Source organism: Paenibacillus sp. FSL H7-0357 (assembly GCF_000758525.1).
Lineage (GTDB): Bacteria > Bacillota > Bacilli > Paenibacillales > Paenibacillaceae > Paenibacillus_AQ.
The window spans coordinates 6,302,991-6,329,418 of sequence record NZ_CP009241.1; the positions used below are offsets into that span (position 1 = coordinate 6,302,991).

A 26,428-nucleotide genomic window follows, 5' to 3' on the forward strand; every position below is an offset into this window, starting at 1 on the left:
ATTCGTTTAACCCCTTATCCAATTATCATTTTGCCTTCCGGATACTTATACAATGCTTTACCCTGTTTCGGGCCAAGCGCATACGCCAGGGTCAGCAGACCCAGCCTTCCGGCGAACATGGTCAGGCAGATCAGAATCTTGCCGACTTCCGTTAATTCCGGTGTCAATCCCATGCTGAGGCCCACAGTGGCGAAGGCCGAGGTCGTTTCGAACAGAATCATCAGGAAGGGGCGTCCTTCCGTGGTGGACAACACCATCGATACGGAAACAATCAGCAGTAGAGCAAGCAGCGTAATTGTCAGCGCCTTGAACACACGCTCCTGCGCCAACCGGTAGCGGAACAGCACAATATCATCACGTCCGCGCAGCATCGAAACTACCGCCCCGATCATCAGTGTGAACGTTGTTGTCTTAATCCCGCCGCCAGTCGAGCCCGGGGAAGCCCCGATAAACATCAGAATTACGATGAAAAACTGCGAAGCCTGGCGCAACCCGGCGATATCCACCGTATTGGCACCGGCGGTACGCGGCGTTACCGATTGAAAGAAGGAGGCCCAAAGTTTGCCGCCAAGGTTCAGCGGACCCAGCGTGCGTGAGTTGGTGAACTCAAAAACAAAAATGACTACTGTTCCAATCAGAATCAGCACCGCCGTCATCGACAGGACAACCTTGGTGTGCAGCAGCAGCCTGCGGCTCTTACGGTAATCCATCAGATCCGACATGACAATAAACCCGATACCGCCGGAAACAATAAGGAACATGACGATAATATTCACAGTGGGATCATTGACGTATCCGGTCAGGCTGCGGTAGCCGCCAAAGATATCAAACCCGGCATTGTTGAACATCGAGACAGCATGAAAGATGCCATAATACAACGCACGGCCAAAAGGCATATCCACCGCCCAACGCAGCGCTAGCAGGGCCGCACAACTCGCCTCAATAATCAGTGAATAGAGCAGCACCTTGCGGATCAGCCGGACAATGCCCTCCATCGAGCTCTGATTCATGGCTTCCTGAAGAATAAGCCGGTCGCGCAGCGAAATTTTGCGTTTCAGTAAGAGTGCGAATAAGGTCGCCATCGTCATGAATCCGAGGCCGCCAATTTGAATCAGCACCAGTATGGTAATTTGTCCAAAAACGCTGAAATAGGTCCCCGTGTCTACCACAACAAGTCCGGTCACGCAGGTAGCCGACGTTGCGGTGAACAGTGCATCAATGAACCTTAGCGAGTGACCTGATGCACTTGAAATGGGCAGCATCAGAAGCAGGGTGCCGATCAGAATGACAGCTGCAAAGCCTAACACCAGTATTTGAGGCGGGGAAAGCTTCAAGAATCTGAATCCGGAAATTTTGGGAAACGGTGAAGCCAAACTCCTCATCCTCTCATATTCGCTTCTGCAAATAAAATAAACACTAAATAAACATACAAATTATATACGTTATTGTCCAACTTCACAAAGGCGATTTACGGATGTGAGATTTTCCACTTGATATTGTGTGGTGTGTAGTGGTACACTTCATTCATCAAGTGTATGGCATGTATCCATACACAAATAACACCACTATGAGGGGAGGACCCCATGGACCCATCTATTGAGCTTTTGCCGGAGCAATTCCAAATCAACCCCTCGCTTCCGATTTACGAGCAATTTGTCGAAGCCATACAGGGACGGATTGTCAGCGGCCTTATCCCCCCCGGCTCGCGTCTGCCCTCGGTCAGAGAGCTGGCCGCCGGACGGGGGGTTAATCCGACTACCGCCGCCAGAACCTATCAGGAGCTGGAGAGGATGGGGCTGATTGTCACCTACCGCGGCCAAGGCACTTTTGTTACCCGCGAGGAAGACGTCATCGGCGAGGCGCGCAAAACCATTATGCGCAAGGCAATCCGGGAGTTCAAGGCTGTTGCCGGGACGCTCGGCATCTCTGCTGAACAAATGTTGAATTTCGATAAGGAGGATTCAAATGCCAGTGAATCATAATAAGGATGCCGGGTTGTCAGCGAAAGCTCCGGCAGTAGAATGCAATAATTTAAAACTTAAGGTAAAGAAGAAAATAATACTGGACGGAATCAGCTTTCAAATTCCCCAAGGCAGCTTAACGGGCCTTCTGGGGCCTAACGGAGCAGGCAAATCCTCTCTGCTTCGCATCATATCCGGGCTTACGGCAGCAGATTCCGGCTCGGCTCACATCTTCGGAAAACCCGCAGGTGTTCAGCGCCTTGGCGAACTGTCCATGCTGCCGGACCGCAGCAATCTGCCCGGCTGGCTGACCGTCCGGGAGTGGCTCGGCTTTGCCGGAGGCATCTACCCGGACTGGGATGAGGCGAAAGCACAGGAACTGCTCCGTGAGCTTTCGGTCTCACCGGAATCGCAGATATCCGCGATGTCCCGGGGCGAGGAAGCCAGGCTGCAGCTGCTGACCTGTCTGTCGCGCCAGGCACCGCTGGTTATACTCGACGAGCCGTTCACCGGAGTGGATCTAATCTCCAGAGAACGGATCGCTTCGGCGGTCGTGGGTGAGCTGGCGGACGGAGCCCGTACCTTCTTGATCGCAACCCATGATATCCGCGAGATGGAGCTGCTGTTTGACCGGTTGATCCTGATCGGTGAAGGCCAAATCCAGAGCATCGAAGACGTCGAATTGCTCCGCCAGTCCGGCAAATCGGTAGAATCTCGATACAGGGAAGTGTTCGCATGACCACGCTGAAGACACTTGTTCAGTTGGAGTACAGCCGTTTCAGCCCTTCCAGACAGGGGAAATCTAAAAGCATTCTGATTGGCTTATCGCTGTTCTGTGTGATGGTGCTTGTCGGCATGTATCTTCCCGCCACCAGAGCAACGCAGCGTTCGCCATTTATCTTTGCAGCACTGCTGCTATGGACCGTTACGCTGGGCCTGTCCACGCTTCACATCCTGGCATTCCAAGGTCAACAGCATAGAGAATGGTTTTTATCCTTTCCACATTCCCGGCTTACACTGCTCTATGCCAAAGTGGCCAGCCTGCTGAAGCACAGCCTGAACATCGCCTTATTGGTGATGGCATCTGCAGTTGCCGTTTATGCCCTTTCCGCTCTTGCCGGCCGGTATGCCCCGCTTCCGGCTGGGGAGCTGATCTACATGCTTGCCGCCTATACGTTGTTCATCATAGCCACACTGCCTTTAGCAGTAGTCTGGGGGCTGGCAATCACCCTGCTTATGCGTGCACGAAAAGCTGCTGTGCTGCTGGTTATTCCATATAATTTACTGTGGCTGCTGCCGCTTATTTATGCCAGCCTGCTAAGCTCATCCACTCTTGGTCTGAAAGGGGTGGAATATGCCTCTCCGAGTGCAGTGTTGATGTATGCACTTGCTCTGATTCTAATCGGATGGCCCTTCTGTTACTTCCTGATGCCGCTTATCGCCCGCAACGGACTGGGAGGAATGGGGGAACTCCAATCAACCGCTCTTCCCTCATCTGCAAATGCAAGATGGGGAAAGAACGCCAAAACAAACACATTCACCATCCGCAAAGCGCCATTCACCACTCTGTTCCGGCTCCATACCAGCCGGGTGCGCCGAATAGAAAAGCATCCAAACATACTCATCCTGAAGCTGGCAGTGCCGCTGCTCAGCATTGCAGCCGGTTATTACGGATCAACAGACGGATTAGCTATCCAGTCCGTTGCAAGGTTGCTGTTTATGCTGCCCGTTCTGTTCGGTTTCCTGTGGATGGTGAGCCGCAGCAGCCTCGAACGCAAACAGCTGCCCTGGCTGCTCGGCTTCCCGCAGAGCCGGTTGGCTGTACTGCTGTCCGGAGTTGCTGCTGTATGGGTTACTGTTATGCGGATCATCATTGTTCTGGCGCTTTCCGCTTTTGCAGGGAGTATTATAGGCTTCATTACAGGCAAGATCGATCTGAACAATCTGTCTTACGCCCTGACATGGCTGCTCTTTTCATTTCTTCTTTATACACTTACGCTGACAATAACCTTTGGCCTGATGCAGGCCGAATACTATCTGATGAAATCATCGGCACTATCTTTACTTCTGCTTCCGATCGTGCTGCTGGGCACCCTGCATAGCGTCCTGATCAACAGATTTATGATCCCTAAGGAAATGCACAGCGGCTTAATGCCGGACTGGAGCCTGCTGGGCTGGATTGCGGTCATTGGCCTGCCTCTTGCGGCATGCTGTATTTTTGCGGGAGCCAAATATTATCACCTCATCTTAACTCCGCAGAAGAAGGCTGCAGCCCAAACAAAACAAGCATAAGCTTGGCAATCTTCACGTAAACGTAAAGGGACAACAGGAAATTTCCTGTAACCGCACGCCAAGTGATACTATAATAAGAAAAGCACGAAGCTTAAGGAAAAGAGCAGGATCAATTCATCACAAGGAGGCGTTTCATGAATTCCGTCGGCCAGCCCTTACAGCAGCGGCCTCTTTCCATCAAACTTATCGTAGCGGGCATTCTGGGTCTTATCGTATTTATTATGTTCCAGGTAGCTCCCCAGCTCCTTTCGGGTACCAATGGAGAAGACACCACCGTCATCAGCAAGAACGAAGCCCGTTCACATGCTGCCGCATTCGCAGCCCAGCAGCTTAGCCATACGGAGACAGCAAATGATCATTGGACCGTCGTTTATCAGACTGATTCGGACTTCTACGGATATATGTCCCGGGAGAAGCTCCTGCAGGACTACTCCAAAAACAAGCTGGATCAGCGTTATCCCTTTGACGTCTATCATGCTGTGCTTCAGGCATCCGGAGAAAAAGACGCCCAGCTCACCGTTGATCTCAATATGTACACTGGAGAGGTTGTGGCCTTTGCCCGCGGTGCCAGCATCAAATCCGAGGACGGATCCAGTTATGGAAGCGCTCCGGCTGCTGCCCGTGCAAACAGTGATTCCTCGCTTTCTCTGGATAAGAAGGAGGAGCTCGCCCGCCCGTGGCTCAAGCGATGGGGAGTAAATCCCGCCAAGCTGCAGATCGAAGCCGGCACAAATGAATACGGGCTTGTCTATACAGACCATTCGGTCAAAGTCGGAGAAACTCTGCTGCGTTATAACTTTAATTTCCAGGATGGTGAGGTTTCTTACTTCCGGGCCGGATTTTCTGCTCCCTCCTGGCATACTTCGTACGTAGAGGACCAGACCTCGCTGGCCCAAACGCTGACGCGCTTTGGCTACGGCCTGCCGACACTGGCTCTTGGCATTCTCGCCTTGATCTACAGCATTCTGAGAAGAGGCCATACTTCCTTTGTGCGCGGCATCTTCTTAAGTTTGGCCCATTTTGTAATCATGATGGTCAGCACTTACAATATGCTGCCGGAATCCGGCAGTGACAGCCCTGAAGCCCGGATAACCTCTGCCATCTTGTTTGTCATTTACGCCTTGTACAGCCTGCTGATGTCCTCCCTGCTCTACTTCTCGCTCGTTGGAGGCAACGGCTTATGGCGCAAGGAGGAAGGCCTGAATCCCTGGCCCCGCGCCAAGGAGCCGGGATACGGCAAATATGTGCTCGACAGCATGCGCACCGGTTATATCTGGGCCTTTATCCTGCTTGGTGTGCAGACAATTATGTTCATCATCTTGTCGCTCACGCTGCATAACTGGTCCACCACGGACGCCAGCCAATCTCCCTACAATATGAGATATGCCTGGCTGCTGCCGATCGTCGCTTGGCTTGCCGGCCTGTCCGAAGAAGCCGTCTACCGCCTATTCGGTATCCGGATGCTCAAAAAAATCGTCCGCAACACCTTCATCGCCTCGCTGATCACGACGCTCATTTGGGCTTTCGGCCATACACTGTATCCGATTTACCCGATCAGCTCGCGTCCGATCGAGCTGACTGTGATCGGGCTGCTGTTCAGCTATATTTTCCTGCGCTACGGCTTTATCGCCGTCATGTTCAGCCATGTCGTGTTCGACAGCATTCTGATGGGAGCCACGCTGATCTTCATGAAGGAGAGCGTAAATATAGGTGCCGGAATCGTGACACTCATCCTGCCATTCGTGGTCGGTTACATCGTGTACCGGTTCAACCCGCCGAACAAGCCGGGTCAGCCGAAACCACGGGAACCCGAAGAATCGCTTCAGCCTGCTGGCAACTTAAATTAAGCTTTCAATAATAAAATGAGGTGTTCCAACTGGCTGCCATCAGCCTGCGGAACACCTCGTTTTATCTCCTTTTAAAGAAGCGGTCATAGAGCACCAATGCAACCAATATGGTAAACACCCAAATTAGAAACTACCCCTATTGATTATGACAACATTTAATAATATATAACATTTCTGCATGATTCCCGGATTCCCCTTATCTTCGCAAACCGGTAAATTTCACTATAATCTTCAATCGTTAGGCTCAGCAATCACAGTCCTGTTTCTCCCCCCTTTCTTGGCCAGATACAGCGCCTGATCCGCCATCTCCAGCAGCGCTTCTTGCTCTGACGCATGTAAAGGATAGTGCGCTACGCCTTGAGAGACCGTTAGCCGTGTTGGAATGGGAGCCACGCTTTGTTCAAGGGCCAGCCGGACTCTTTCGGCTACATTAAAAGCTTCCGCTGGTCTTGTTTCAGCCAGCAGAATGACGAACTCTTCACCTCCGTAGCGGTAGCAGACATCACTTGGGCGAAGCGAGGATACTATAATTCCGGCAACGTGTTTCAGTACTTCGTCACCAGTAACATGGCCATAGGTGTCATTTACGAGTTTGAATCTGTCTACATCCAGTACAATGAGCGAAAACGGCAGCCCGGAGTCAATCCAATGATCCAGCTGATATTTAAGCGACCTCCTGTTCATTAAGCCCGTCAGCGCATCCGTCGCGGCCTCTTGAGTAAGCTGATCCGTCTGTTTCTGAATATCCGTTACAGCAAGCAATACGGCATCGGTCAGCAACTCTGCCTCACGGCTCCATTGCGACCTTACTTCCGGAATTACAATGTTCTCCTTGCCTATCCTGCTCACCAGATTTGCCAGATGCACAAACGGCCGGGCCAGCTTGTATGCTATGAAAATAAAGCCCATCAGCAGCATAAGAAACGGGAAGAACGAATACCCGATAATTATCCGGAGATGGCCCATCAGCTCTTGATGGATGATACTAATCGGCGATACGACCGCAATCCCCCATCCATTGGCTGGAACACTGGAGTACCCCGCAAGCACCTCAATGCCGATGGTATTAATTACTCGCTCTTTTCCGCGCTCTCCCTTCATGAGCTTCTGCACAACCTTGTTGGTGCTGATATCTCTCCCGATAAACTGCTTGTTTGGATGGTACAGCCGCTGCCCCTTGGAATCCACAATATAAAAATAAGAACCGTACTCGTCCACGTTGTTATTCCCATAAATCATAGACAGGATATTGTCCTCCTGCAGATAAAGCGTCCCGCTCAAAATACCGAGATATGTTCCGTTCCTGCTGAAAACCGGTTGACTCATAAATACGATTAACCGCTTAGTGTTTGGGGTTAGGTAAGGGGAGGAGAGATATGGTTTCTGTAGCGCCAGAGCCTCCTGACCGGCTTTGGAGGTAAGAAGCTTGCCGGCCGTTCCCACTTTTGCAGGAACTACGTTGCGGATCACCCCGTCGACATCAACTAAGGAGATGGAATTGAAGAAATTGCTGCTGTTGCGCATCAGTTCTAGATGATTATCCACTTGTTTCGGAGTCATAGCATCAAAATCAGAGAGTACACCAGCATTGTATTTCAGGCTATTGCGCATGGACAGGAATAAGGAATCCATCGTCTTAGACATTCGTTCAGCGCTGGAGTAATTCAGCTGGAGTGTCGTCTCTATCAAAGATTGTTTCTTGGACTCGTAAGAGCCAATCAGCAGAATGCTTGAGGTTAGCAAAACCACCAGCGTCACCAGGCCCGTAAGCAGCCATGTGAGACTGATTTTTTTACTAGGACACAGTCCGGCCCTTCTTACTGTAAACAAACGATAACCCTCCTCATTTCTATAAAAAACAACTAAATACATAATACATCAAATCATGACGTTATTCGATAAAAAGATGGCGCGCAAATGCCCGCCGCTGCTCGGCTCTCCCCGAGACGCAACCCTTATCTGAACCCTCAAAAAAAAAAGGCCGACCCGTAGGGGTCAGCCTGGAGTCCGCTGCAATGGAAGCGGCACGCCTACACGGACGGTTCCTCGTCCTTCAGCGCCTCAAGAATCTGCCCCGCCAGCTTTTCGCCAATGGAGAGGGGGCGGAAATCCTCAATCGAGGCCTCCTTAATTTTCTTGAGTGAGCCGAAATGCTTCAGCAGCAGCTTCCGCCGCTTATCACCGATGCCCGGAATGGAGTCCAGCTTCGAGGTGACCATCGACTTGCCGCGCTGCTCGCGGTGGAAGGTGATCGCGAAGCGGTGGACTTCATCCTGGATACGCTGCAGCAGATAGAATTCCTGGCTGTCGCGCGCCAGCGGCACCGGCTCGGCAGAGTCGCCGATCAGCAGCTGGGCGGTTTTGTGCTTGTCATCCTTGACCAGACCGCAGACGGGAATGTAAAGACCGAGCTCGTTCTGCAGGATGTCGATGGCCGAGGAGATCTGCCCCTTCCCGCCGTCGACCACAATCAGATCAGGCTGCGGCAGATCTTCCTTCAGCACCCGCTCATAACGCCGCCGGATAACCTCGCGCATCGTTTCATAGTCATCCGGCCCCTGGACCGTGCGGACCTTGTATTTGCGGTATTCCTTCCGGGCAGGCTTGCCGTCAATGAATACGACCATCGCCGACACCGGATTGGTTCCCTGAATATTCGAGTTATCGAAGGCTTCTATCCGGCTGAGCGATTCCAGACCCAGGCTCTGGCCGAGGCTGAGGGCCGCTCCAGAGGTCCGTTCCTCGTCCCGTTCAATGAGACGGAACTTCTCGTCGAGCGCCACACGGCTGTTCTGGCAGGCCATGCCGACCATCTGCTTCTTGAGCCCGCGCTGCGGCACAAGTACCTTGACGTTCAACCATTCCTGCAAGGCTGCCGCCCCTCCGGCCGCATCCACGGTGCCGGCTGCAGCAGCTTCCGCCGCTGCGGCTTCACGCTCTTCTGCATCCTCTGCCATATCCTGCGCCGTTACCTGACCAGTCTCCGCCGCAGCTTCATCAGCGGAGGCCGCCTCGGCAACAAGCGCTGTGAACGCACCCGCACCGGTCATCCCACTGTCGCCGGAAGCCGTGGCCTGAGCCGGTTTATCCGTACTTTCCTCCAGCTTATCCGGCAGCAGGATCTCCTGCGGCAACGCCGGATTGTCGCTGTAATACTGCGTCACATAAGACATGAAGTCACTGTAAGCCTCTCCGTAGAACGGAAAAGCAGACGAATGGCGCTGAATCATTTTACCCTGCCGCATGTACAGAATCTGCACACACATCCAGCCTTTATCCACAGCATAGCCGAAGACGTCGCGGTCCTTGGTATCCGCAGTGTTAATCTTCTGCTTCTCCATCAGGGCATCGATGTGGATGATCTGGTCACGTAATTCCTTGGCCCGCTCGAAGTACAGCTCCTCTGCGGCTTCCTGCATCTTTTGCTGCAAATCCTTCTTAACCGCTTCATGGCCGCCCCCGAGAAAAGCGGCAATATTCTGTGTGATTTCCTCGTAGGCGGATTTGGGCACTTCCTTCTCGCAAGGTGCCAGGCACTGGCCCATATGATAATAGAGACAGACCTCTTTCGGCATTACTCCGCATTTGCGCAGCGGATACATCCGGTCCAGCAGCTTTTTTGTCTGATGGGCTGCGTAAGCATTCGGATAGGGTCCGAAATATTTCGCTTTATCTTTAATCACCCGGCGCGTAACCTCAAGCCGCGGATGAGCTTCATTCGTTATTTTCAAATACGGGAACGTCTTGTCGTCCTTCAAAAGCACATTGTAACGCGGCATATGCTTCTTAATCAGGTTACACTCCAGAATGAGCGCTTCCATATTGCTGGAGGTCACGATGTATTCAAAATCAACAATATTGGCGACAAGCCGCTGGGTTTTACCATTATGGCTGCCTGTAAAATAAGAGCGGACGCGGTTCTTCAGCACTTTGGCCTTGCCCACATAAATGATGGTGCCTTCTTCATTCTTCATCAGATAGCACCCGGGCAGGTCGGGCAGCAGTGCCAGCTTATTGCGGATATTATCGTTATAGTCCATGATTTCTCCCCCACCTAGACTTGGCTGCAGCTTATAAGGTAAGTTTAGCACACAAAGCGCCTCCGGATAAACCGGAGGCGCTTTGGCGATTGGGCCGAAAACGGCCCAAGTACAGCAGCATCAAATGAAATTATTGATGTTTAGCTACGATATTCTTAAGGGAATCCTTGGAGTTCAGTCCTACAACTTTATCCACGGGTTGGCCGTCTTTGAAGAAAATCAGCGTAGGAATGCTCATTACTCCAAAACGGGAAGCCGTTTCCGGATTCTCATCTACATTCAATTTAGCAATTTTAACGCTGTCTCCCAGCTCGGTGGACAATTCCTCCAGAATAGGGGCAAGCATTTTGCAAGGGCCGCACCAAGGTGCCCAGAAATCTACTACAACAGTACCTTGACCTTCCACTTCGCCGACGAAGGATTGGTCAGACACGTTCACGATAGCCATGATATTGTTCCTCCTTTAAGTTTTGCGAAGCAATATCCGCTTCTATAGCGTACGCTAGTTCGAGCGAATTCACTCCGAAATGTTAGCGGGATAAAAATGTTTCATGTAATATGATAACCAAATTACCATTTACCGACACATCAACAGTATAACATATATACAGTGCTTTTGGGAAATGTTTTAGACAATTACATTGTATAAAATCTATTTTTTGTAAGAGAAACTCATCTTTACATCTCACTGCTGAGTTCGTATACTTGAGGAAAGCGCATTAATTGTCAATGACTTCTCTCACATGTATAACTGTAACCTATTTAAGTGCAGGCATGCAACCGCAAGGAGGAGCAAGCTATGGATGTCAATGCTAAGGTCCGGGACCCGCGGGAACACTTCAATGAGGAGCCCCGCAACGATTTAGGTGATTTATTGGCCGGTTTTTTTGGAATGACGGGATTTATGACGCTTGTTTTCTTCGGAATGGTAATCGTCAAATTCATTCTCTCCGAATAGACAGGCAGGCTTTATCACACAGCGCAAACCTCCAGCCTTTCCCCACAAGGAAAACGCTGGAGGTTTGTTTGTGTCAATCCGGTTTATGGCCCAAGTGGAAACGGCTTTGCCGTCCTTTTTAAGGACGGTACCGTTTCAGCGAGAAATAGAAGGATAAGTTATCGTGTGAAACATATTTTCAAAAAAAACAGCGGCACCTTGGACTTAACGTCCCGGGCTGCCGCTGTTTGTATGTTTATTATAAAGCCGGCTCTTCGCCTTATCTGCCTGTTCCGCGCTGATTCTCCCCGTGCAGGGGAATAACCTCGACAAACGGAGCGATACGATCCATCAGCCGCTGGCCTTTGTAGAGCTCTTCGCCGTCCTTGCTGGTGAAGCTCAGATGCTTCTCCAGACCGTCCAGCGGATAATTCGAGGTATAGAAGGTAGGTTTACGGTTCATCCGGTAGTTGAGGATTGCTCCGAGCACATGGTCGCGGGCCCACGGATTCAGGTTCTCCGCACCGATGTCATCAAAGATAAGCAAATCGCAATTCTTCAGGGTATCGACGGTTTCCTTCAATTTCTGGCCGTCCAGCATGATCGACTTCAGATCCTCGATAAAATCGGGCATGTACACAATCACACCGCTATACCCTGCAACCGCCAGCTCATGGAGCAGGTAACACATCAGGAACGTTTTGCCTGTTCCGAAAGTGCCGTGCAGGTAAATCCCCTGCGAAGTAAGTCCGTTTTCTTTGATTCTTTCAATATAATCAAATATTTTATTCACGGCTGAGGCCCTGCGCGGGTCCTTGCCCATAATATCCATCTCGTCATAACCGCCGTTCAGCACACGTTCGTCTACATAGAAGCTGCGGATCCGTTTGCGGATGCTGTCCTGATTATCCTGCGCCACCTTAAGATTGCAGGCTGTCTTGCGTTCATATAGATCCGACGAGCCGTTAACGGTCTCAACTGTAAGCTTGCTGTAGTGCCCGGGGAAATCATTCGGGCATTTCTCCAGGCCGGGACAGTTTGCACAGTGGCGGCTCTCCTCGACATATTGATATAACCGGCTCAAGTGAACCTTGAGCCGCGACTCCTCCAGCTCCGGATGCTCAGCCTGCAGCTGCTTGACCAAAGGATGGTTCAGCAGATTCTGCTCAAGATCGCGCGAACGCTGGCGCAGAGCGGAATTGTTCATCGAACGCAGCACTTCGCCCATAGACTCCATTGCCATTTCCGCACCTCGCTTTCTTTACGGCGTCTTCGAAACGCCCTTTTTCTTACTGGCCTTAATCTCGGCCGCTTTCTTCATCATCGCCGCGAATTCCTCTTCCGATACGGTTCCGGCACTGCCGTCATCCAGCACCATCGGAATTTCCGGCTTGGCGGAGCGCCCGTTCTTCGCATAAGAACGCTGGCGTGTTCCGGACGCGCCGGTGGAGCCGGATGCCGCTCCTTTGCCCTTGACCTTCGACTGGTCACGGATGTAGCGTACCGCCTTCTCGTACGTGTTCACCTGCTTCACCAGCATATTGGAGGCGATCGCCTCAACGAAATTGCGGTTCATCCGCTGATCGCCGCCCGAAGCCACCATCGTCATCAGATAGTGAATCAGCACATTGATGACTTCACCGCTGAGTTTGTAGTTCAGATCTATTTTCTCAAAAATATCCATCAGCTGGCCCGGCACCGCACCCGGAAAAAAGGTTTGCAGCAGCCGTGTATAAGGCTCGTTGCGCAGCATCATATTATATTGGTGAATATCGCATTTGGACATGAATTGCGGAGGAACCTCCACATAATATTCCATCTCAACCGACTGCTCCGGCGGAGCAATGGAATCATCGCCTTCCTCAGCCGCAGCTGAGCGCAGCGAGACTACCTTGGCCGCAGCGATCTCCCGTTTCTCCTGCCGCTTCATATCCTGGCGGAAATGCTGGCTCGCCTTGTATTGCAGCGTATCAAGAATGACCTCGCCGTCAGGCGTAAAGACCCCGTCCTCATCCAGCAGGCGGCTTAAATCCTGGGGACTCAGCTCATACTTATGGGCCACATAATTAATGACACCCATCTGGGTATGATCAAAACGCAGCTTCTCAACATGAACCCGGTTGACCGATTCCCTGGGGAACCGCAAAATAATATCGCTGTAGCCGATGGCCGGCTCGCCGCTTTCGCGCGTCCCCGGCTGGCGGACTGTAGCTACCTCGGCCAGCGCCTGCTCCAGCTCATAATCTATCACATGGGTATTCAATTGAAAGATATCATAAAAGGGCAGGGAAATATTCTCTTTGCCAATCGACCGGCGGCTCCATTCCTCCGGCTCGCGGTTCCAGAACTGCTCGCGCAGCGACAGCACTGCGAATTTGCCGATCTTGTCCCGCAGGAGCAGCGTCAAATGCTGAGTTGCAAAAAAGTCAGCCGGCGACAGCGGCGGCAGCAGCTCGTATTCATACATATAATCCTCGGTTTCCCCGACATAGATCCGGCAGGTCTGAAGCAGCCCCACCGCTTCCAGCCGGGAAGCCTGATCCACTAAATATTTGCGGCCCTTCTCATTCGGTTCAACTCCAAGCGTCATAAACAGCCTGCGCTGCTGCTCCACTGTGGAGTAGCCGATTGCTTCAGCCGGAATATGTTCAAACAGCAGCCTGTAAAGGCTGATTGCAAAGGCTCCGACCATCGGCTGATAGACCGAACCCAGCATACGTCCATCCACACTGCTTAGACCGAATTCGCGGGAAACGCAGTACCGATGATGTTCGGTGAAATGATGCAAGTTGCTCATACGCATCTGCGGATACCTCCCCCTTTTCTACACGAATTCATATAGATTTCTATTCTATCACAAAACACCCGGCCGGAAATGTAAAAAAAGAACCAAATAAGGCGCATTTCGCCGCATTATCGGCCCCTTATGAACACTTGCTGGCGATAGCGGGCAAAAAAGAAAAAAACGGCCTGAGTGCAGCCGTTTCTGTGTGATGTAAATCTTTATCAGAACATTTTATAGCCGCCAAGCCGCAGTTTCTGGATCGTCCAGCCGCTGAGCACCGCACCCGCAAGTCCGGCAATCCCCGTAAGATAATCCACAATATGAAAGGTGGACAAATGCTCCCAGAGCGTCATGGCGCTTCTATCCCAGATGGAATAAATTACGATCGGCAGAATGACAATCACGAACAGATATGCGGGAAACCAGGTGGTCTTCATTAACATATTGAGGATAAAGCCAATGCCGAACATCATGACAAAGAATAAAACGGCCAGAACCAACACAGGAATAAATCCCATCGTACCGCCATCCCCTCTCTCTATAAAGAACCGCACACTAAGCCTTAATTAATAGTAAGTTTACTAGAAAAAATGTAACGAAGCAATGAACATTATTGCAGCTCACGCTCCATTCAACTCAAATGCCGGTGTCAGGGTTTGCTCTGGGCCTCCCGCATGCGATACAATGCAAATAGATCAATCGGATCATACATAGAAGCGTATGCTTTCGAAGCTGATTTTACGCAAAGTTATTTCTACTTTTAAGGAGTGAGAACATGAACGAAGCCGCTTTGACACTGGAAGGCTGGTATGCACTGCATGACTTCCGCTCGCTGAACTGGACGGCCTGGACGGCTGCCGATGATGAAGAGCGTGCCGTTGCCCTGGAGGAGCTGCATGCTTTTATGCAGGAATGGGGCCCGGTTGAAGAAGCCAAGGAAGGAAGCTCCGCTGTATACGCCATTGTCGGCCAGAAGGCTGATTTCGTGATGATGTTTCTGCGCGAAAGCCTGGAAGCTTTGAATAGCCTTGAGACCGCCTTCAACAAAATCGCCTTTGCCCAATATACCACCAAGTCCTACTCTTACGTCAGTATTGTTGAACTTAGCAACTATGCTGCCGGCGGAAGCGCCGGGGATGGCAGCGATCCCATGCTGAATCCGCATGTGGCAGCCCGCCTAAAGCCGATTCTGCCGCAAGCCAAACATATCTGCTTCTATCCGATGAACAAGAAACGCGAGCTTGCTGACAACTGGTACATGCTCGATATGGAGAAACGCCGTGAGCTGATGTATTCCCATGGCCTAATCGGACGCGGTTACGCCGGCAAGGTAAAACAGATTATTACCGGCTCCGTCGGTTTTGATGATTGGGAATGGGGCGTTACACTGTTCGCCGAGGATGCGCTCCAGTTCAAGAAGCTGGTCTACGAAATGCGTTTCGATGAAGTCAGCGCCCGCTACGGCGAATTCGGCCCTTTCTATGTCGGCAATCTGCTGACTCCGGAGAGCTTCGAAGAGATGCTGAAGCTGTAATCCCCGGACAGCCGCACACTGTATTTCATATCATGGCTTTTATGCCGGGTTCATAGATACGCACAAACAGACCGCAGCCTAACCGCTGCGGTCTGTTTGTGCGTTTACTTTCCGTTACTGCCTATTTCATATACTGGAGCAGATTCACAATCATTTGTGCACTTTCGGCACGTGTACCGTTCTGCTTCGGCTCAAAGCGTCCTGCGGCACGACCCTGCAAGAGACCTAAGCGCACGGCCTCTTCAATAGCCGTCTTGGCCCATTGCGGAGCGTCTGCTGTATCGGCAAAAGCTGCCGCAGTCGAGACTGTGGTCACCTGTGTCTCCGCTGCATACCGGTAAGCGCGAATGAGCATAACTGCCATTTCCTGACGGGTAATTTCAGCTTCCGGCCCAAATGCGGAACCCGACAAACCGTTCACAATTCCGGCCTGCTGCGCCGCAGAAATTGCCTCTGCGTACCACTTGTCCGGCTGCACATCGGCAAACCCTGTAGCCGTATGCCCGCTGAGTCCCAGTGAACGCACCAGCATTGCTGTGAACTCTGCACGGGTAACCGCCCGGTTCGGATCGAACCGTTCTCTAGACACTCCCTGCACAAGCTGTTTGGCAGACAGCTGCTTCACTGCGCCGGTTGCCCAGTGCTCTGCAGGCAAATCACTAAAGCTTTTGTCGTATTGCAGAACCGCATATTTACTGAAATGGCTCACAGCTGTGCTCAGCCTGCCTTCGGTCCATCTACCGCCGGCATACTTAAGCGCCCCGTCTTCTCCAATATAGTAAATACCCAGCAGCTCTTTATTCCCCTGTGGAATTGCCTCATAAGCAATAGTAACCGGTTGTGCAAATTGCGATAAGACAAATTCCTGACCCTGCTTCGTTGTAAGGCTAAGCTTCCATTCCCTCACTTCACTTGCCGCTTCCAGCCGTGCTCCCGACATTTGCGCTGCACGGGTGATCATGGCCTGCGCGGTATCGCTGCCAACTGCTTCAGCAGCCAATGAGATAGTGCTGCCAGGGATTGCGCCTTCCGGTACCTTGCTGCTTAATTCGGCGAGCACTCCGGCAGGAATCACCACGGACAAGCCAGCCGATTGGATTCTAAGCGGAGCCTTGCCAAGCAACTCACCGGCATTCCCTGGCAGGATCAATTCCGTCCAGGCTGGATCGGCTGTAATTACAACTTCCCCTTGCGCATTCCGCTCTCCGGATAACCGGGCAGCTGCAATCTCCACGACTCCGGGTTCCAGCGTTGCCGCAGCTGTCGGAGAAGGAGCAGGGGAGATCACCGCGCCAGGTGCCGGGGGTGAACTCGGTGTTGGCGTTGGTGTTGGCGTCGGTATCGGCGTTGGTACTGGCGTCGGCTCTTGTCCGGCAGCGGTCACCACCAGCCCGTACTCTGCACTCATCCCGTTATACTCCCCACGGACTTTTACTGTTCCTGCACTTAGCGCGTGTATTTCCCCAGACTCGCTAATCTCCGCCACTTTAGGATCGGAGGTTTCGAACAGAACCCCCTTGGCCAGCTTCACAAGGCTGCCGTCACTGTACACGGCTTGAACTACCGCAACGCCCTTGCTTCCCTGTTCCAGGGTTTCCGGGCCTTCGATCTCCAGACCGGTCATAACTGGCGTACCGTCCGTTGACACCGTAAGCTTATACTGGGCGGCCAGTTCTCTGTACGTTACCGAGATCACAGTTGAACCAACAGCATGCGCCTCAACCTGTCCTCGATCGTCAACCGTGGCCACATCAGTATTCTGGCTGGAATAACTCAGCCCTTCAACTACGGCTATCCGCTTTCCGGAGGCATACACAGCTTCAGTTACCGTCTGATCGGTATCTCCCGCCCGTAATACTTGCTTGCCTTGCAGAGAGAGCGACTCCAGAGCATCCACGTCTATCTTGCTCTCCGCATATATAGCAGGGTAGCCTTCAACGGCTGCCCTTACGACTGCCGTCCCCGGCTTAAGGGCGGTCACTAATCCGTAAGTATTAACCGTTACCGTGTTCTCCGGCTGCTCGGAAACAACAGACCAATGGATTTTTACCTTGGAGGCATTGGCAGGAAGCACCTGCGCATGCAGCTGCATACTTTGTCCAGGCTCAAGCAATGCTTCCGTACGGTCCAGTGTAACGGATTCCGGAGCCACTTTGGCAATGACCAGTTGATCAATCTCCTGTCCGTCAACCGTTCGGGCAGTGACGGTAATCCCGTCATTTTTTATTTCAACCGCAGTAAAGATTTGCTCGTCCTCGTCATAAATTTTCTCCTGCCAGAACCTTTCGGTCAGCGCATAGAATTTGGGACCGGATGATCCGCCGATGACATACCGGGTGCCCTCGCCTTCGGCAACCCGCTGCCCTCCGTTCATCGGATAGGAGCGCATATAGATGTGATCATGTCCGTTCATTACGAGATCTACTTTATGCTTGTCAAATACCGGCACCCAGACCTGCTGCACCCGTTCATTGGCATAGATGCTGCCGTAAGGTCCCTGATGGAAGAAAATGATCTTCCACTTCTTGTCCGTGGCTGACAGATCCTGATCGAGCCACTGGGCCTGCTCCTTATACTCCGCCTCGCCATGCTCCGTGTTCATCACCACAAAATGGGTGTCTTTGATATCAAATGAAAAATTTGTTCCCTTAACTCCCGCCGCACCGTTCTGCGGGTTATTGAACTGGGCCAGATAATCCCCGTCACCGTTCGTGCCCATCACTTCATGGTTACCGATAATCGGCACAAGCGAAGTGTGCATTAGCTGTTCCTGTGCAGCTCCGAACCACCAGTTCCACTGCTCCTGCTCGAAGCCCTTGTCGACCATATCTCCTGCATGCACAAGCATTTCCGCATCCGGCATGTACTGGAAAGCCTGCTGCGCAGTATTCTTCCATAGCTCGAAGCCTGCCTGCGAATCCGCCTGCGAATCTCCAATGAAAAGGAACTTGGTGGCTTCACGGTCTCCACCGCTCGTTACAAATGTACCCTGGGCACTTACATTCGCCGCTCCGTCCCCCACCCGGTATACATAAGCCGTTCCCGGTTCAAGATTAGCCGCTTCCGCTTTATGCACGCGCATCGTTCCGTCGTTATTGCTGTTGTAGATGGTGCTCGCGCCTTCAATTCTGAGCACCTTGCTGTCCTCGAAGCCGGTGAACTCAGCTTGCTTGACCAATTCAACTACACTGCCCTCTGTCTGCGGCTGAGTCTGCCAGGCAAAACGCCGGCTGGTATCGGCATCCTCGCCCATGGTCACATTGATGTTGCGAGGGGCTGCCGTGCCGTCATAAGGCGCTACCTTAAACGTCATCACCGGACTATAGGCGTTGCCTTTTACCGCCTGCAGCTTGAACGTCCCTTCCGCTACAGTAGCGGACTTCGTGGTCAGCAGCCCGTCCGCACCGGATACTCCCTCTGCTTCCACACCGTCGATCAGCAGTTTAGCTCCCTGGAAGGCCGCTCCCCCCTCCATTTCACTTACCGAGAAGGAAGCCGCCAGGCCTTTGGCGATCTCATAATGATTCCAGGCCAGCTTAAGCTGCGTCATCACTGTACTTTCAAGTGAAGCACCAATGAAGCTGATCGCCGTTCCGCTGCCCTCTGTCGAGGTGACAGAGCCGGAGGTATTCTCAATGGTCAGCGGTTTGCTTAGCTGTCCTCCAAGCTGTTCCAATGTATAAGGCCCGATATAATCATTGCGGACCGTATATTGAATCTGGCCCAGAAGGTCACTGTCTTCAAGCCCTGCTTCATGGATTCGGTTCAATTTCAGCAGCACTGTACCCTTGGCCGCGTCGATAACCGGTTCGAGCTGGCCTTCTGTCAGCTTGCTGCCTGCAATTACTTTCAGATCGCGGACAGCCGCAGGGTCAAAGGCAAAAGCAACTGAACCCTCCTTCAGCTTATCCGCCTTCTCCGCCGTTATATCCACAGTGTAGGTATTCCCGGCGTATACAACCTCAGGGGTGACATATTTATAGAAGGGAGATCCCAGATTCACTGTGAAATACCATTCCTTAATCGTCTGATTGCCGCTGAGGTCGCGGATCGCAAGCTTCACCTTATGCCGGCCTTCCGCAAGCGGAAGCTTGGGCTTGTACGTAATTTGTCCCTTAGGAGGATAGAAGCCGTGCTCTACGAGCTGGTCGTCAATAAATAACCGCACTTTCGAGGCATCGATTAAAGTAGTTCCCGGATGCGCAACCGGATCGTAGCCGGCATCCTCTCCGTTCACCGAAAGGGCCGGCGTTGCCGTCTTGACCATCTCATTAGCGCCAGGATACTCATTTTTAATGACCGGCGGTGTTTGGTCTTCTTCCAAGGGGCCATAGAGGGCGCGGATATCATCCACATAAATGGCACCCTTTGTTTTTTTCAGATTGCTGGTCTCCATATAACGGACAGGCATATCCATCGACAACGGGGTTGTTTTACCTTTAGGCACCGCCACTTCGACATATTTCCAGCCTGTCCAATTCACACCGTTCACCTGATCAGTGTAATCTACCGGAACCGCCGCATTGTTGCCGTCGCGGATCTGGCCGCGCAGCCAGTGCTTCTGCCCGTCTCCATAGATCCACATACTGATTTTCTCCGGATAACCCGGTATCTGAATCCGATTCTCTGTCGACGTTGCCGCGACATAAGCTCCTGAGGTGCCTGTTTTTCCAATAAAATCATATTCCAGCTTCAGCGCCCTGTCTCCGCTGCGGATAAAGTCCTGATCTGTCACTTCCTCCAGCGTTACGCTGTTGGCTGCCGCACTGGCTGCCTTATATTTGTCGATCCCCGCTTCAAAATTCTCCAGCATAACAGGCGGCAAACCGACATTCACTTCAAAGGAGGTTTCCACACTGCCATATTTCACGTAAATCCTACCGTTTTTTCCGTTCTCATTGCTTGCCTGAAACCACCCGTTCTTATCCACCGTGCCAATTTCACCTTCCACACGCCATTCAAAGCTATGGTTGTCAGCCTGGATAGTCTGTCCGCCCCGCAGCGCCTTTACCGATAACTGAGCGGACTGGCCGGATGTGTATGTCTTGATTTCATCGGGGAATTCCAGCTCCGTCAGCGTTTCGACGACTTCAATCTCGCCTTCTCCCTGCGCATTCCCGGCTCCCGCACTAATTTTGCCTACTCCGGCTGTAGAACCGGCAGTAAAGACACCCTGTTCATTTATAGTCCCCAGAACCGGATCAACTTGCCAATTCAGCGCCCCCGTGTACGCAGCAGGGTGGCCATTTTCATCCATGCCTGCAGCAGTGAAGGTAAAGCTGGAACCTTTCAAAATCCTGTCAGCATTCGGCTGGATCGCAAGCTTCGAGGCCACAGTCAATTCAGGAGCGGTGTTGACGAGCAGCAATCCGTTGCCGGTCTGCCGTTCAAAGCCGTCCGACCCCTGATTCAGCATCTTGACTCCGTTCGTCCCCGGCATTCTCGCCACAAAGGTCGAAGATCCTCCCCCATCCAGATTCATGGCGTATACGACGCCAAGATCCTTCAGGATTTTTGCCAGTTCCTCTGTTTCCACCCCTTCGCTGAACCCGGGAGAACGGCCGTCAATTTCAAAAAGCACCACGCTGCCGTCTGCTTTCGTACCAATGGCTGTCCGCGGATGCACTCCTGCCGGCCCGACGCCCGTTTGTACAACCCCGTCTTTGATTAGCGGTCCCTGCCCGCCGATTGCCAGTGCGACATCCTTCCATTCTCCCTTCAGTGCAAATGCGGCAGTGACCTCATCTCCGGGTGCCAATCCTTGCAATACGGACCTGGAGGCGCCATGCGCGGACAGCACCACCTTGCCTTGGGCAAGCGGAGTATCACCTTGGCTTGTCCGGACCTCCGATACCTTCAGCTTCAGGGTTTGTCCGCTTTTGACTTCGCCCTCAGCGATATCCAGTACGATTTCATCGCCATCAGCAGTTGATTTCGTTGAGCTGTTGTAATCCTTCGTATAGAGTACGAGCTGATCCGTATTCCGGTAACGGTTGATACTGTTCAGCGGCGTTGTTTTCCCGTTCACCGTCACGCTCATAGACAGCTCCGGCTGTCCATAAATAGAGGTGCCATCCGCTTTTAACCCAAAAGCATATGATCCTCCGCTGTTCAGAATAACCCCCTCATCCATAAACAGGCCATTCGGAACACCGGTGGCATAGCCGGATATTTCATAGAAATCACCGTTAATGCCTGCAATTACACGGTTTCCCGGTGCATCCGCATATGTTGCCATACCTGTTACACCCTGCATTCCGTATACCTTGCCGTTTTTCGTTCCGGCCCGCAGCTGCAGGCCTGTATTCTGCGGATTGAACTCCACGGTATGTACTTTTTGCCGTCCTCTTTCATCTTTAATATCCATCCAGGTATAGATCGCACCCGGTGCCAACTCCGTCTTGCGCATATCCATAACCGTGCCGTATTCGCTGGCTGGCAGTTCAGCAATTGCGGCATTCGCCATTGCACCTGGCTGAAACATAGATAAGAGCAACAGAAAAATGATTGCCGGATTGAACTTTCGCAGATGTTTTTGCACTTCGTTATACCCTCCCAGTGGTTGTCGCATTTTGTCTAAATTTGGACAATCTCATAGGGTACATCTTATGTGCTGAACATCAAGAGAGAATAAAATAGGGTAGGTTGTATTGTTAACACTGGCATGAATCTGTTAGTGCGCAGAAAAAAAAACGAAAAGCTCCCCGTCACCGGAAGCTTTCCGTTTCATATTAGGCTTGTTGCTATTCGTCCGTGTCATCTTCCCGTAAGCTCTCCAGATATTCAGCCGTTGCCCGGTCGCGGGCCCGGCCCTTATCCTTCAGGCGTTCGATTGCCGGGAGAATGAGCACATCAATTTCCTTCTGGACATGATAAGCCAGATCATACCGGCTTTGATCCTCGAGATAGGAGCCGGCCTCAATCAGGCCGTTATAACGGTCCAGCTCTTCACGCGTCAACAGTCCGCGAACTTGCACGCTGCAGTGGCGCATCTTAAAGGAATCTTCCTTTTTTGAGCACCAGAGGGATGCCGCCGATAATGAACAGGTAACGCATATCCACAACCTTCTTCAGCTGCGCCGCGGTCCAGCCTTTGTATGTCTTATCGCCTACAACGGCAATACCTTGTCCTTTTCCAAGGGAGGCTACGGTGCCTTTGTTGCTGAAGGAGAACTTCTTCGGCTGCTGGCTGCGGATCGCCGCCACCAGGTTAAATGCGCAACATTCGCCCTGCTGCATGGCAATTTGTGCCGTCGGCGGATAAGGGCGTCCTTCCGGATTAATCATCAGGGAGCCGTCGCCAATAATAAAGATATTCTCATGTCCCGGTGCGCGCAGATATTCATCTATCTTCACACGTCCGCGCATCGCTTCAAAACCGGCAGCTTCGATCAGCCGGTTGCCGCGGATTCCGCCGGTCCAGACGATTGTGGAAGCCTTGATTTCCTCGCCGGTTGCGAGAATAACGCCATTCGGCAGACATTCCTTAATAGCTACTCCGATCTTGAAGGTTACGCCCTTCTTCGTAAGCACCGTCATCGCATGCTCAACCAGCTCAGGGGCAAAGCCCGGTAGCGCCGTCGGTGCCGCTTCCACGTTGTAGATATTCACCATACTAGGATCTACATCATATTCTTTGCACAGCGCAGGGATACGGTCAGCCAGCTCAGCTACAAATTCGATGCCGCTGAAACCCGCGCCGCCCACAACGAAATTGATATGCTCCTGTGCATTGTTCTCATTCTTGTATTTGGCAAATTGATATTCGATATGCTCGCGGATCAGCCGTACCGAATTGATGCTGCGAATAGTAAGAGCATATTTATCAAGTCCCGGAATGCCGAACGTTTCAGGCTCGCCGCCTAGCGCGATCACAAGGTAATCATACGAGAGCGTACCGTCCTCGAGAATGACTTTTTTCTGTTGGGTACGGATTTCCTGCACGGAAGATTTCACGAGATCAATCTTGAATTCATCAATCAGTTTGGAGATAGATACGCGTGTATGTTCAATGCTGTCCGTTCCCGCAGCAGGCATATGCAGGTGGGTAGTGAAATAGTGATACTCATGTCGGTTAACTAGCGTCACATCGGCTTCATTGTAATTCAAAGCCTTTTGCAGCCGCTGGGCAGTTAAAATACCTCCATATCCCGCGCCTAGGATAACGATTTTTGGAATACTGCTCATGTTCCGGCTCCTTCCAACAGGTAAATCTGTCTATGTGTTATTTTTTGTAAAAATATTTAGCGTTCTTTTGTGAATTTATACACTTAAATTCAGAAGAATTTCCAATTAAACTTAAAGGATTTCTAAAATAACCATATCCATTGTAAACCTTAGTACCGTTTTAATCAAATATTATCATGCGAAAAAACGTCACAATTTTCAGGTCATTTAAAGCCTTTGCAGGGTGGTCCCACAATGTTTATAATGAGTAAGTACACTAGTATGGCAAATTGAATATATCAACTCGGAGGTGTAATATTACGTGACATTAGAGCAATCCGGCGTTCCTATGAGCGACCTTCTAATTATAGGCGGCGGTCCGGCCGGCATGTTTGCTGCCTTCTACGGCGGAATGCGTCAGGCATCAGTAACCCTTATTGAAAGTATGCCCCAATTGGGAGGGCAGCTCGCTGCTCTTTATCCCGAAAAATATATTTACGATGTGGCAGGATTCCCCAAAGTTACCGGACAGGAACTGGTTGACAACCTTTCACGGCAAATGGACCTGTTCCAGTCTAACATCTGTTTAGAAGAAAAGGTCGTATCTGTCGAGAAACGTGACGAACGCCATTTCGTCGTCACTACCGATAAAGCGGAATACCATAGCAAGGCTGTCATCATTACCGCCGGCGTAGGCGCGTTTGAACCGCGTCGCCTGGAGGTAGCAGATGCACAGCGTTTTGAGAAAGCCAATCTGCATTATTTTGTAAACGATTTGAATGCATTCAAAGGCAAGAAGGTGCTGATCAGCGGCGGCGGGGATTCCGCAGTGGACTGGGCACTTATGCTGGAACCGATCGCCGAGCAGGTAACCCTGATTCACCGCCGCGATAAATTCCGCGCCCACGAGCACAGTGTAGAGAATCTCATGGCCTCCAAGGTGAAGGTAATTACCCCTTCGGAGATCACAGAGCTGCATGGTGAAGAATTTATTACCAAGGTCACCTTGTCCCATATTAAGACCAAAGAAACACAGGAAATTGAAGTCGACAGCGTAATCGTCAATTTCGGCTTCGTTTCTTCTCTTGGACCTATCGCTGAATGGGGCATTAACATTGAGAGCAACTCCATCGTTGTTGACTCGCGTATGGAAACAAGCATTCCGGGAATCTTCGCTGCCGGCGATATTACCACCTATCCGGGCAAGCTGAAGCTGATCGCTGTAGGATTCGGCGAGGCGCCTACCGCTGTGAACAATGCCAAGGTATATATCGACCCTGAAGCCAAGCTTTCACCGGGACATAGCAGCAATCTTAAGCTTTAAGCCAACTGCCAATACTTTCACAATAAAAGGGTATCCTTTCAGGTTGATTCCACTTCAACTTGAAAAGATACCCTATTTAGTGCCGCTTGCGGTTAAAGATAAGCAGCTGCTGCAGAAATAGTCTATGATCTTTAATGTAGAACCGCATGTACTGGAGAGTGTAAGTTCCGTTTGCGAATTTCAGCGAGTAAAAGAGCGATGAAATCATGCTCTAATTGGAGCTCTATAGCTCTCTGATAAGAGTCCAACAACATCTCATCCGACAATTCAACCATAACGTTCACCTACCTTTCCTTTATTTGGATCTGAATCTATCATAGCAAACTATCATTTTTCGAACAAGCGTTCTCATTATCCACAGCCAGCTGTGGAAATCCTGTGCATAATATGTGAGTAAGGGTTGCGAAGGCCCATGCTGCGCAGTGGACTATGGGGATAATAGTTATGCACAGGAACAAACCACAGAATATTCAGCAAAAATATTTTTGTTATGTTCAAATATTTAACATTTATTACCTCATATTACCTCATAAGCGGCATAACTAAACGCTATTCTATCTTATTACTATTACTATCGTCAATTCTTAAAATAATGTTTATTTATTGTGGTCTTGTATTTACTTCCAGAATCCAAATTTTCCCGGAATTATCTATAGCATAATCAAAACCCAACTCGCCTATTCCCGGAAAATGACGTTCCATCAGCTCTGTACATACCAAGGTTAGACGCCGCATCTCCGCTTTTTTGGTGGCCGTTCTGTTGCGGGGCAACGATTTTCTCAGCCCTTCACGGCAGCTCATCATCGTTCCGCCCTTGCACAGGTTGGTCACGAACAGCCCCGGACGAGCTAATCTTCCCACCATGGAGCGAAACTCCCAACGGGCTCCGTTCTTTACTACCTTAACCCGATAATCAATCGGGCGCCCGGCAATCCGGGCCAGTGAGATGCCCTGCTGCATCAAATATTTTCGTCTTACCTTCACACGCTCGAGCGCCTGCCTCATGGAAGAGAAATCCCCGTACACGCGTGTTTTGTCCATATATGTGAAGCCGTATCCACGCCCGTCCAGAAACACTTTAATTACTCCGTAACCCCCGCCGCCTACGACAGGTTTAATCACAACATTCCCATAACTTCTCAGCATTTTAAGCAGCCCGGCAGCACTGTATTCCCTTGTTCTCGGAATGTAACCGGCAACCCGCGCATCGCTAAGCAGCGCTTCGGTCTTCAGCCATTTGCTGGCCAGTTGTCTTCCCGCCATTTTAATCCCGCTCCTTTCGCATTCCCAGCCTACCCTATACATTACTCAGGAGCGGCCCCGCCTTCCTGTATGATTGTCCGTGTAAGAAGGCGTTCACAGCAAAAAAGGGCATATGGCTCCGGGGCCGTATGTCCTGGGACTTTATCCGCACTGCGCTGTATTCATCCGCATCATCCGACAATCATTTTTTTGACGGCAACAGCGCGGTTATTTTGACGATTCAATAGAAATGATTCGATATAGAGCCTCTGCAGACTAACTGGAATAATCTTAAAATTC

The 26,428-nt window shown here is 51.3% G+C and carries 19 protein-coding genes; 7 read left to right on the plus strand and 12 right to left on the minus strand.

The features are described 5' to 3' along the window. Positions 1–14: 14 nt before the first annotated feature. On the minus strand, positions 15–1,373 hold the full coding sequence (locus tag H70357_RS27845) for a TrkH family potassium uptake protein (protein WP_231578328.1): 1,359 nt from the start codon (positions 1,371–1,373) through the stop codon (positions 15–17). A gap of 210 nt (positions 1,374–1,583) precedes the next feature. On the opposite strand from H70357_RS27845, the gene H70357_RS27850 reads away from it, so the two are divergent. The 4 genes from H70357_RS27850 to H70357_RS27865 all read left to right on the plus strand — a co-directional run bounded on the left by H70357_RS27850 (position 1,584) and on the right by H70357_RS27865 (position 6,100). Continuing rightward, positions 1,584–1,982 (plus strand): GntR family transcriptional regulator, encoded by a 399-nt coding sequence (locus H70357_RS27850; RefSeq protein WP_038596091.1) that lies wholly within the window; start codon positions 1,584–1,586, stop codon positions 1,980–1,982. Further along, positions 1,966–2,700: an ATP-binding cassette domain-containing protein gene (locus H70357_RS27855; RefSeq protein WP_052092292.1), complete on the plus strand. Its 735-nt coding sequence runs from the start codon at positions 1,966–1,968 to the stop codon at positions 2,698–2,700. Before H70357_RS27850 ends, H70357_RS27855 begins: the two co-directional genes overlap by 17 nt. Beyond that, on the plus strand, positions 2,697–4,253 hold the full coding sequence (locus tag H70357_RS27860) for a hypothetical protein (protein WP_038596093.1): 1,557 nt from the start codon (positions 2,697–2,699) through the stop codon (positions 4,251–4,253). Before H70357_RS27855 ends, H70357_RS27860 begins: the two co-directional genes overlap by 4 nt. A 134-nt stretch (positions 4,254–4,387) precedes the next feature. After that, the gene (locus H70357_RS27865; protein ID WP_038596096.1) at positions 4,388–6,100 is read left to right on the plus strand and encodes a CPBP family intramembrane glutamic endopeptidase; all 1,713 of its coding nucleotides are present in this window, start codon (positions 4,388–4,390) and stop codon (positions 6,098–6,100) included. Between the two features lie 231 nt (positions 6,101–6,331). Here H70357_RS27865 and H70357_RS27870 read toward each other — a convergent pair whose 3' ends face one another. The 3 genes from H70357_RS27870 to trxA all read right to left on the minus strand — a co-directional run bounded on the left by H70357_RS27870 (position 6,332) and on the right by trxA (position 10,588). Next, positions 6,332–7,930: a sensor domain-containing diguanylate cyclase gene (locus H70357_RS27870; protein WP_052092293.1), complete on the minus strand. Its 1,599-nt coding sequence runs from the start codon at positions 7,928–7,930 to the stop codon at positions 6,332–6,334. A gap of 200 nt (positions 7,931–8,130) precedes the next feature. Then, positions 8,131–10,140, minus strand: a complete 2,010-nt coding sequence (uvrC, locus tag H70357_RS27875) for an excinuclease ABC subunit UvrC (RefSeq protein WP_038596098.1) — start codon at positions 10,138–10,140, stop codon at positions 8,131–8,133. 130 nt (positions 10,141–10,270) lie between these two features. Further along, positions 10,271–10,588 (minus strand): thioredoxin, encoded by a 318-nt coding sequence (trxA, locus tag H70357_RS27880; RefSeq protein ID WP_038596102.1) that lies wholly within the window; start codon positions 10,586–10,588, stop codon positions 10,271–10,273. A 351-nt stretch (positions 10,589–10,939) separates the two neighbouring features. Here trxA and H70357_RS36100 point away from each other — a divergent pair, with 351 nt between their 5' ends. Continuing rightward, positions 10,940–11,098, plus strand: coding sequence for a YqzM family protein (locus tag H70357_RS36100; protein ID WP_144024388.1), 159 nt, complete (start codon positions 10,940–10,942; stop codon positions 11,096–11,098). 259 nt (positions 11,099–11,357) lie between these two features. Here H70357_RS36100 and dnaI read toward each other — a convergent pair whose 3' ends face one another. The 3 genes from dnaI to H70357_RS27895 form a co-directional block, all read right to left on the minus strand. Then, positions 11,358–12,314, minus strand: a complete 957-nt coding sequence (gene dnaI, locus H70357_RS27885; RefSeq protein ID WP_038600668.1) for a primosomal protein DnaI — start codon at positions 12,312–12,314, stop codon at positions 11,358–11,360. A 24-nt stretch (positions 12,315–12,338) separates the two neighbouring features. Continuing rightward, positions 12,339–13,880 (minus strand): replication initiation and membrane attachment family protein, encoded by a 1,542-nt coding sequence (locus H70357_RS27890; RefSeq protein ID WP_038596104.1) that lies wholly within the window; start codon positions 13,878–13,880, stop codon positions 12,339–12,341. Between the two features lie 203 nt (positions 13,881–14,083). Then, positions 14,084–14,380, minus strand: coding sequence for a YuiB family protein (locus H70357_RS27895; protein WP_038596106.1), 297 nt, complete (start codon positions 14,378–14,380; stop codon positions 14,084–14,086). 257 nt (positions 14,381–14,637) lie between these two features. Between H70357_RS27895 and hemQ the strand changes: the two genes are divergently transcribed. Then, positions 14,638–15,396 (plus strand): hydrogen peroxide-dependent heme synthase, encoded by a 759-nt coding sequence (gene hemQ, locus H70357_RS27900; protein ID WP_038596109.1) that lies wholly within the window; start codon positions 14,638–14,640, stop codon positions 15,394–15,396. A 121-nt stretch (positions 15,397–15,517) separates the two neighbouring features. On the opposite strand, the gene H70357_RS27905 is transcribed toward hemQ, so the two are convergent. The 3 genes from H70357_RS27905 to H70357_RS27915 form a co-directional block, all read right to left on the minus strand. Then, positions 15,518–21,937: a phosphodiester glycosidase family protein gene (locus H70357_RS27905; RefSeq protein WP_038596111.1), complete on the minus strand. Its 6,420-nt coding sequence runs from the start codon at positions 21,935–21,937 to the stop codon at positions 15,518–15,520. A 202-nt stretch (positions 21,938–22,139) separates the two neighbouring features. Further along, the gene (locus tag H70357_RS27910) at positions 22,140–22,388 is read right to left on the minus strand and encodes a hypothetical protein (protein WP_038596114.1); all 249 of its coding nucleotides are present in this window, start codon (positions 22,386–22,388) and stop codon (positions 22,140–22,142) included. 1 nt (position 22,389) lies between these two features. Then, positions 22,390–23,583, minus strand: a complete 1,194-nt coding sequence (locus tag H70357_RS27915) for an NAD(P)/FAD-dependent oxidoreductase (protein ID WP_038596116.1) — start codon at positions 23,581–23,583, stop codon at positions 22,390–22,392. Positions 23,584–23,911: 328 nt separating this feature from the next. Between H70357_RS27915 and H70357_RS27920 the strand changes: the two genes are divergently transcribed. Continuing rightward, a complete protein-coding gene (locus H70357_RS27920) occupies positions 23,912–24,886 on the plus strand; it encodes an NAD(P)/FAD-dependent oxidoreductase (protein ID WP_156131039.1) in 975 nt (324 codons plus the stop codon). A gap of 131 nt (positions 24,887–25,017) precedes the next feature. Here H70357_RS27920 and H70357_RS35500 read toward each other — a convergent pair whose 3' ends face one another. Together H70357_RS35500 and H70357_RS27925 are read right to left on the minus strand one after the other, a co-directional pair. Then, the gene (locus H70357_RS35500; RefSeq protein ID WP_076112513.1) at positions 25,018–25,161 is read right to left on the minus strand and encodes a sporulation histidine kinase inhibitor Sda; all 144 of its coding nucleotides are present in this window, start codon (positions 25,159–25,161) and stop codon (positions 25,018–25,020) included. Positions 25,162–25,486: 325 nt separating this feature from the next. Next, positions 25,487–26,149 (minus strand): YheC/YheD family protein, encoded by a 663-nt coding sequence (locus H70357_RS27925; protein WP_038596121.1) that lies wholly within the window; start codon positions 26,147–26,149, stop codon positions 25,487–25,489. Positions 26,150–26,428: the final 279 nt, after the last annotated feature.

Coding starts and splice junctions, on each gene's coding strand:
- H70357_RS27850 (WP_038596091.1), top strand. CDS start 1,584: ATGGACCCATCTATTGAGCTTTTGCCGGAGCAATTCCAAATCAACCCC.
- H70357_RS27855 (WP_052092292.1), top strand. CDS start 1,966: ATGCCAGTGAATCATAATAAGGATGCCGGGTTGTCAGCGAAAGCTCCG.
- H70357_RS27860 (WP_038596093.1), top strand. CDS start 2,697: ATGACCACGCTGAAGACACTTGTTCAGTTGGAGTACAGCCGTTTCAGC.
- H70357_RS27865 (WP_038596096.1), top strand. CDS start 4,388: ATGAATTCCGTCGGCCAGCCCTTACAGCAGCGGCCTCTTTCCATCAAA.
- uvrC (WP_038596098.1), bottom strand. CDS start 10,140: ATGGACTATAACGATAATATCCGCAATAAGCTGGCACTGCTGCCCGAC.
- trxA (WP_038596102.1), bottom strand. CDS start 10,588: ATGGCTATCGTGAACGTGTCTGACCAATCCTTCGTCGGCGAAGTGGAA.
- H70357_RS36100 (WP_144024388.1), top strand. CDS start 10,940: ATGGATGTCAATGCTAAGGTCCGGGACCCGCGGGAACACTTCAATGAG.
- dnaI (WP_038600668.1), bottom strand. CDS start 12,314: ATGGAGTCTATGGGCGAAGTGCTGCGTTCGATGAACAATTCCGCTCTG.
- H70357_RS27890 (WP_038596104.1), bottom strand. CDS start 13,880: ATGCGTATGAGCAACTTGCATCATTTCACCGAACATCATCGGTACTGC.
- H70357_RS27895 (WP_038596106.1), bottom strand. CDS start 14,380: ATGGGATTTATTCCTGTGTTGGTTCTGGCCGTTTTATTCTTTGTCATG.
- hemQ (WP_038596109.1), top strand. CDS start 14,638: ATGAACGAAGCCGCTTTGACACTGGAAGGCTGGTATGCACTGCATGAC.
- H70357_RS27910 (WP_038596114.1), bottom strand. CDS start 22,388: ATGCGCCACTGCAGCGTGCAAGTTCGCGGACTGTTGACGCGTGAAGAG.
- H70357_RS27915 (WP_038596116.1), bottom strand. CDS start 23,583: ATGAGCAGTATTCCAAAAATCGTTATCCTAGGCGCGGGATATGGAGGT.
- H70357_RS27920 (WP_156131039.1), top strand. CDS start 23,912: ATGAGCGACCTTCTAATTATAGGCGGCGGTCCGGCCGGCATGTTTGCT.
- H70357_RS35500 (WP_076112513.1), bottom strand. CDS start 25,161: ATGGTTGAATTGTCGGATGAGATGTTGTTGGACTCTTATCAGAGAGCT.
- H70357_RS27925 (WP_038596121.1), bottom strand. CDS start 26,149: ATGGCGGGAAGACAACTGGCCAGCAAATGGCTGAAGACCGAAGCGCTG.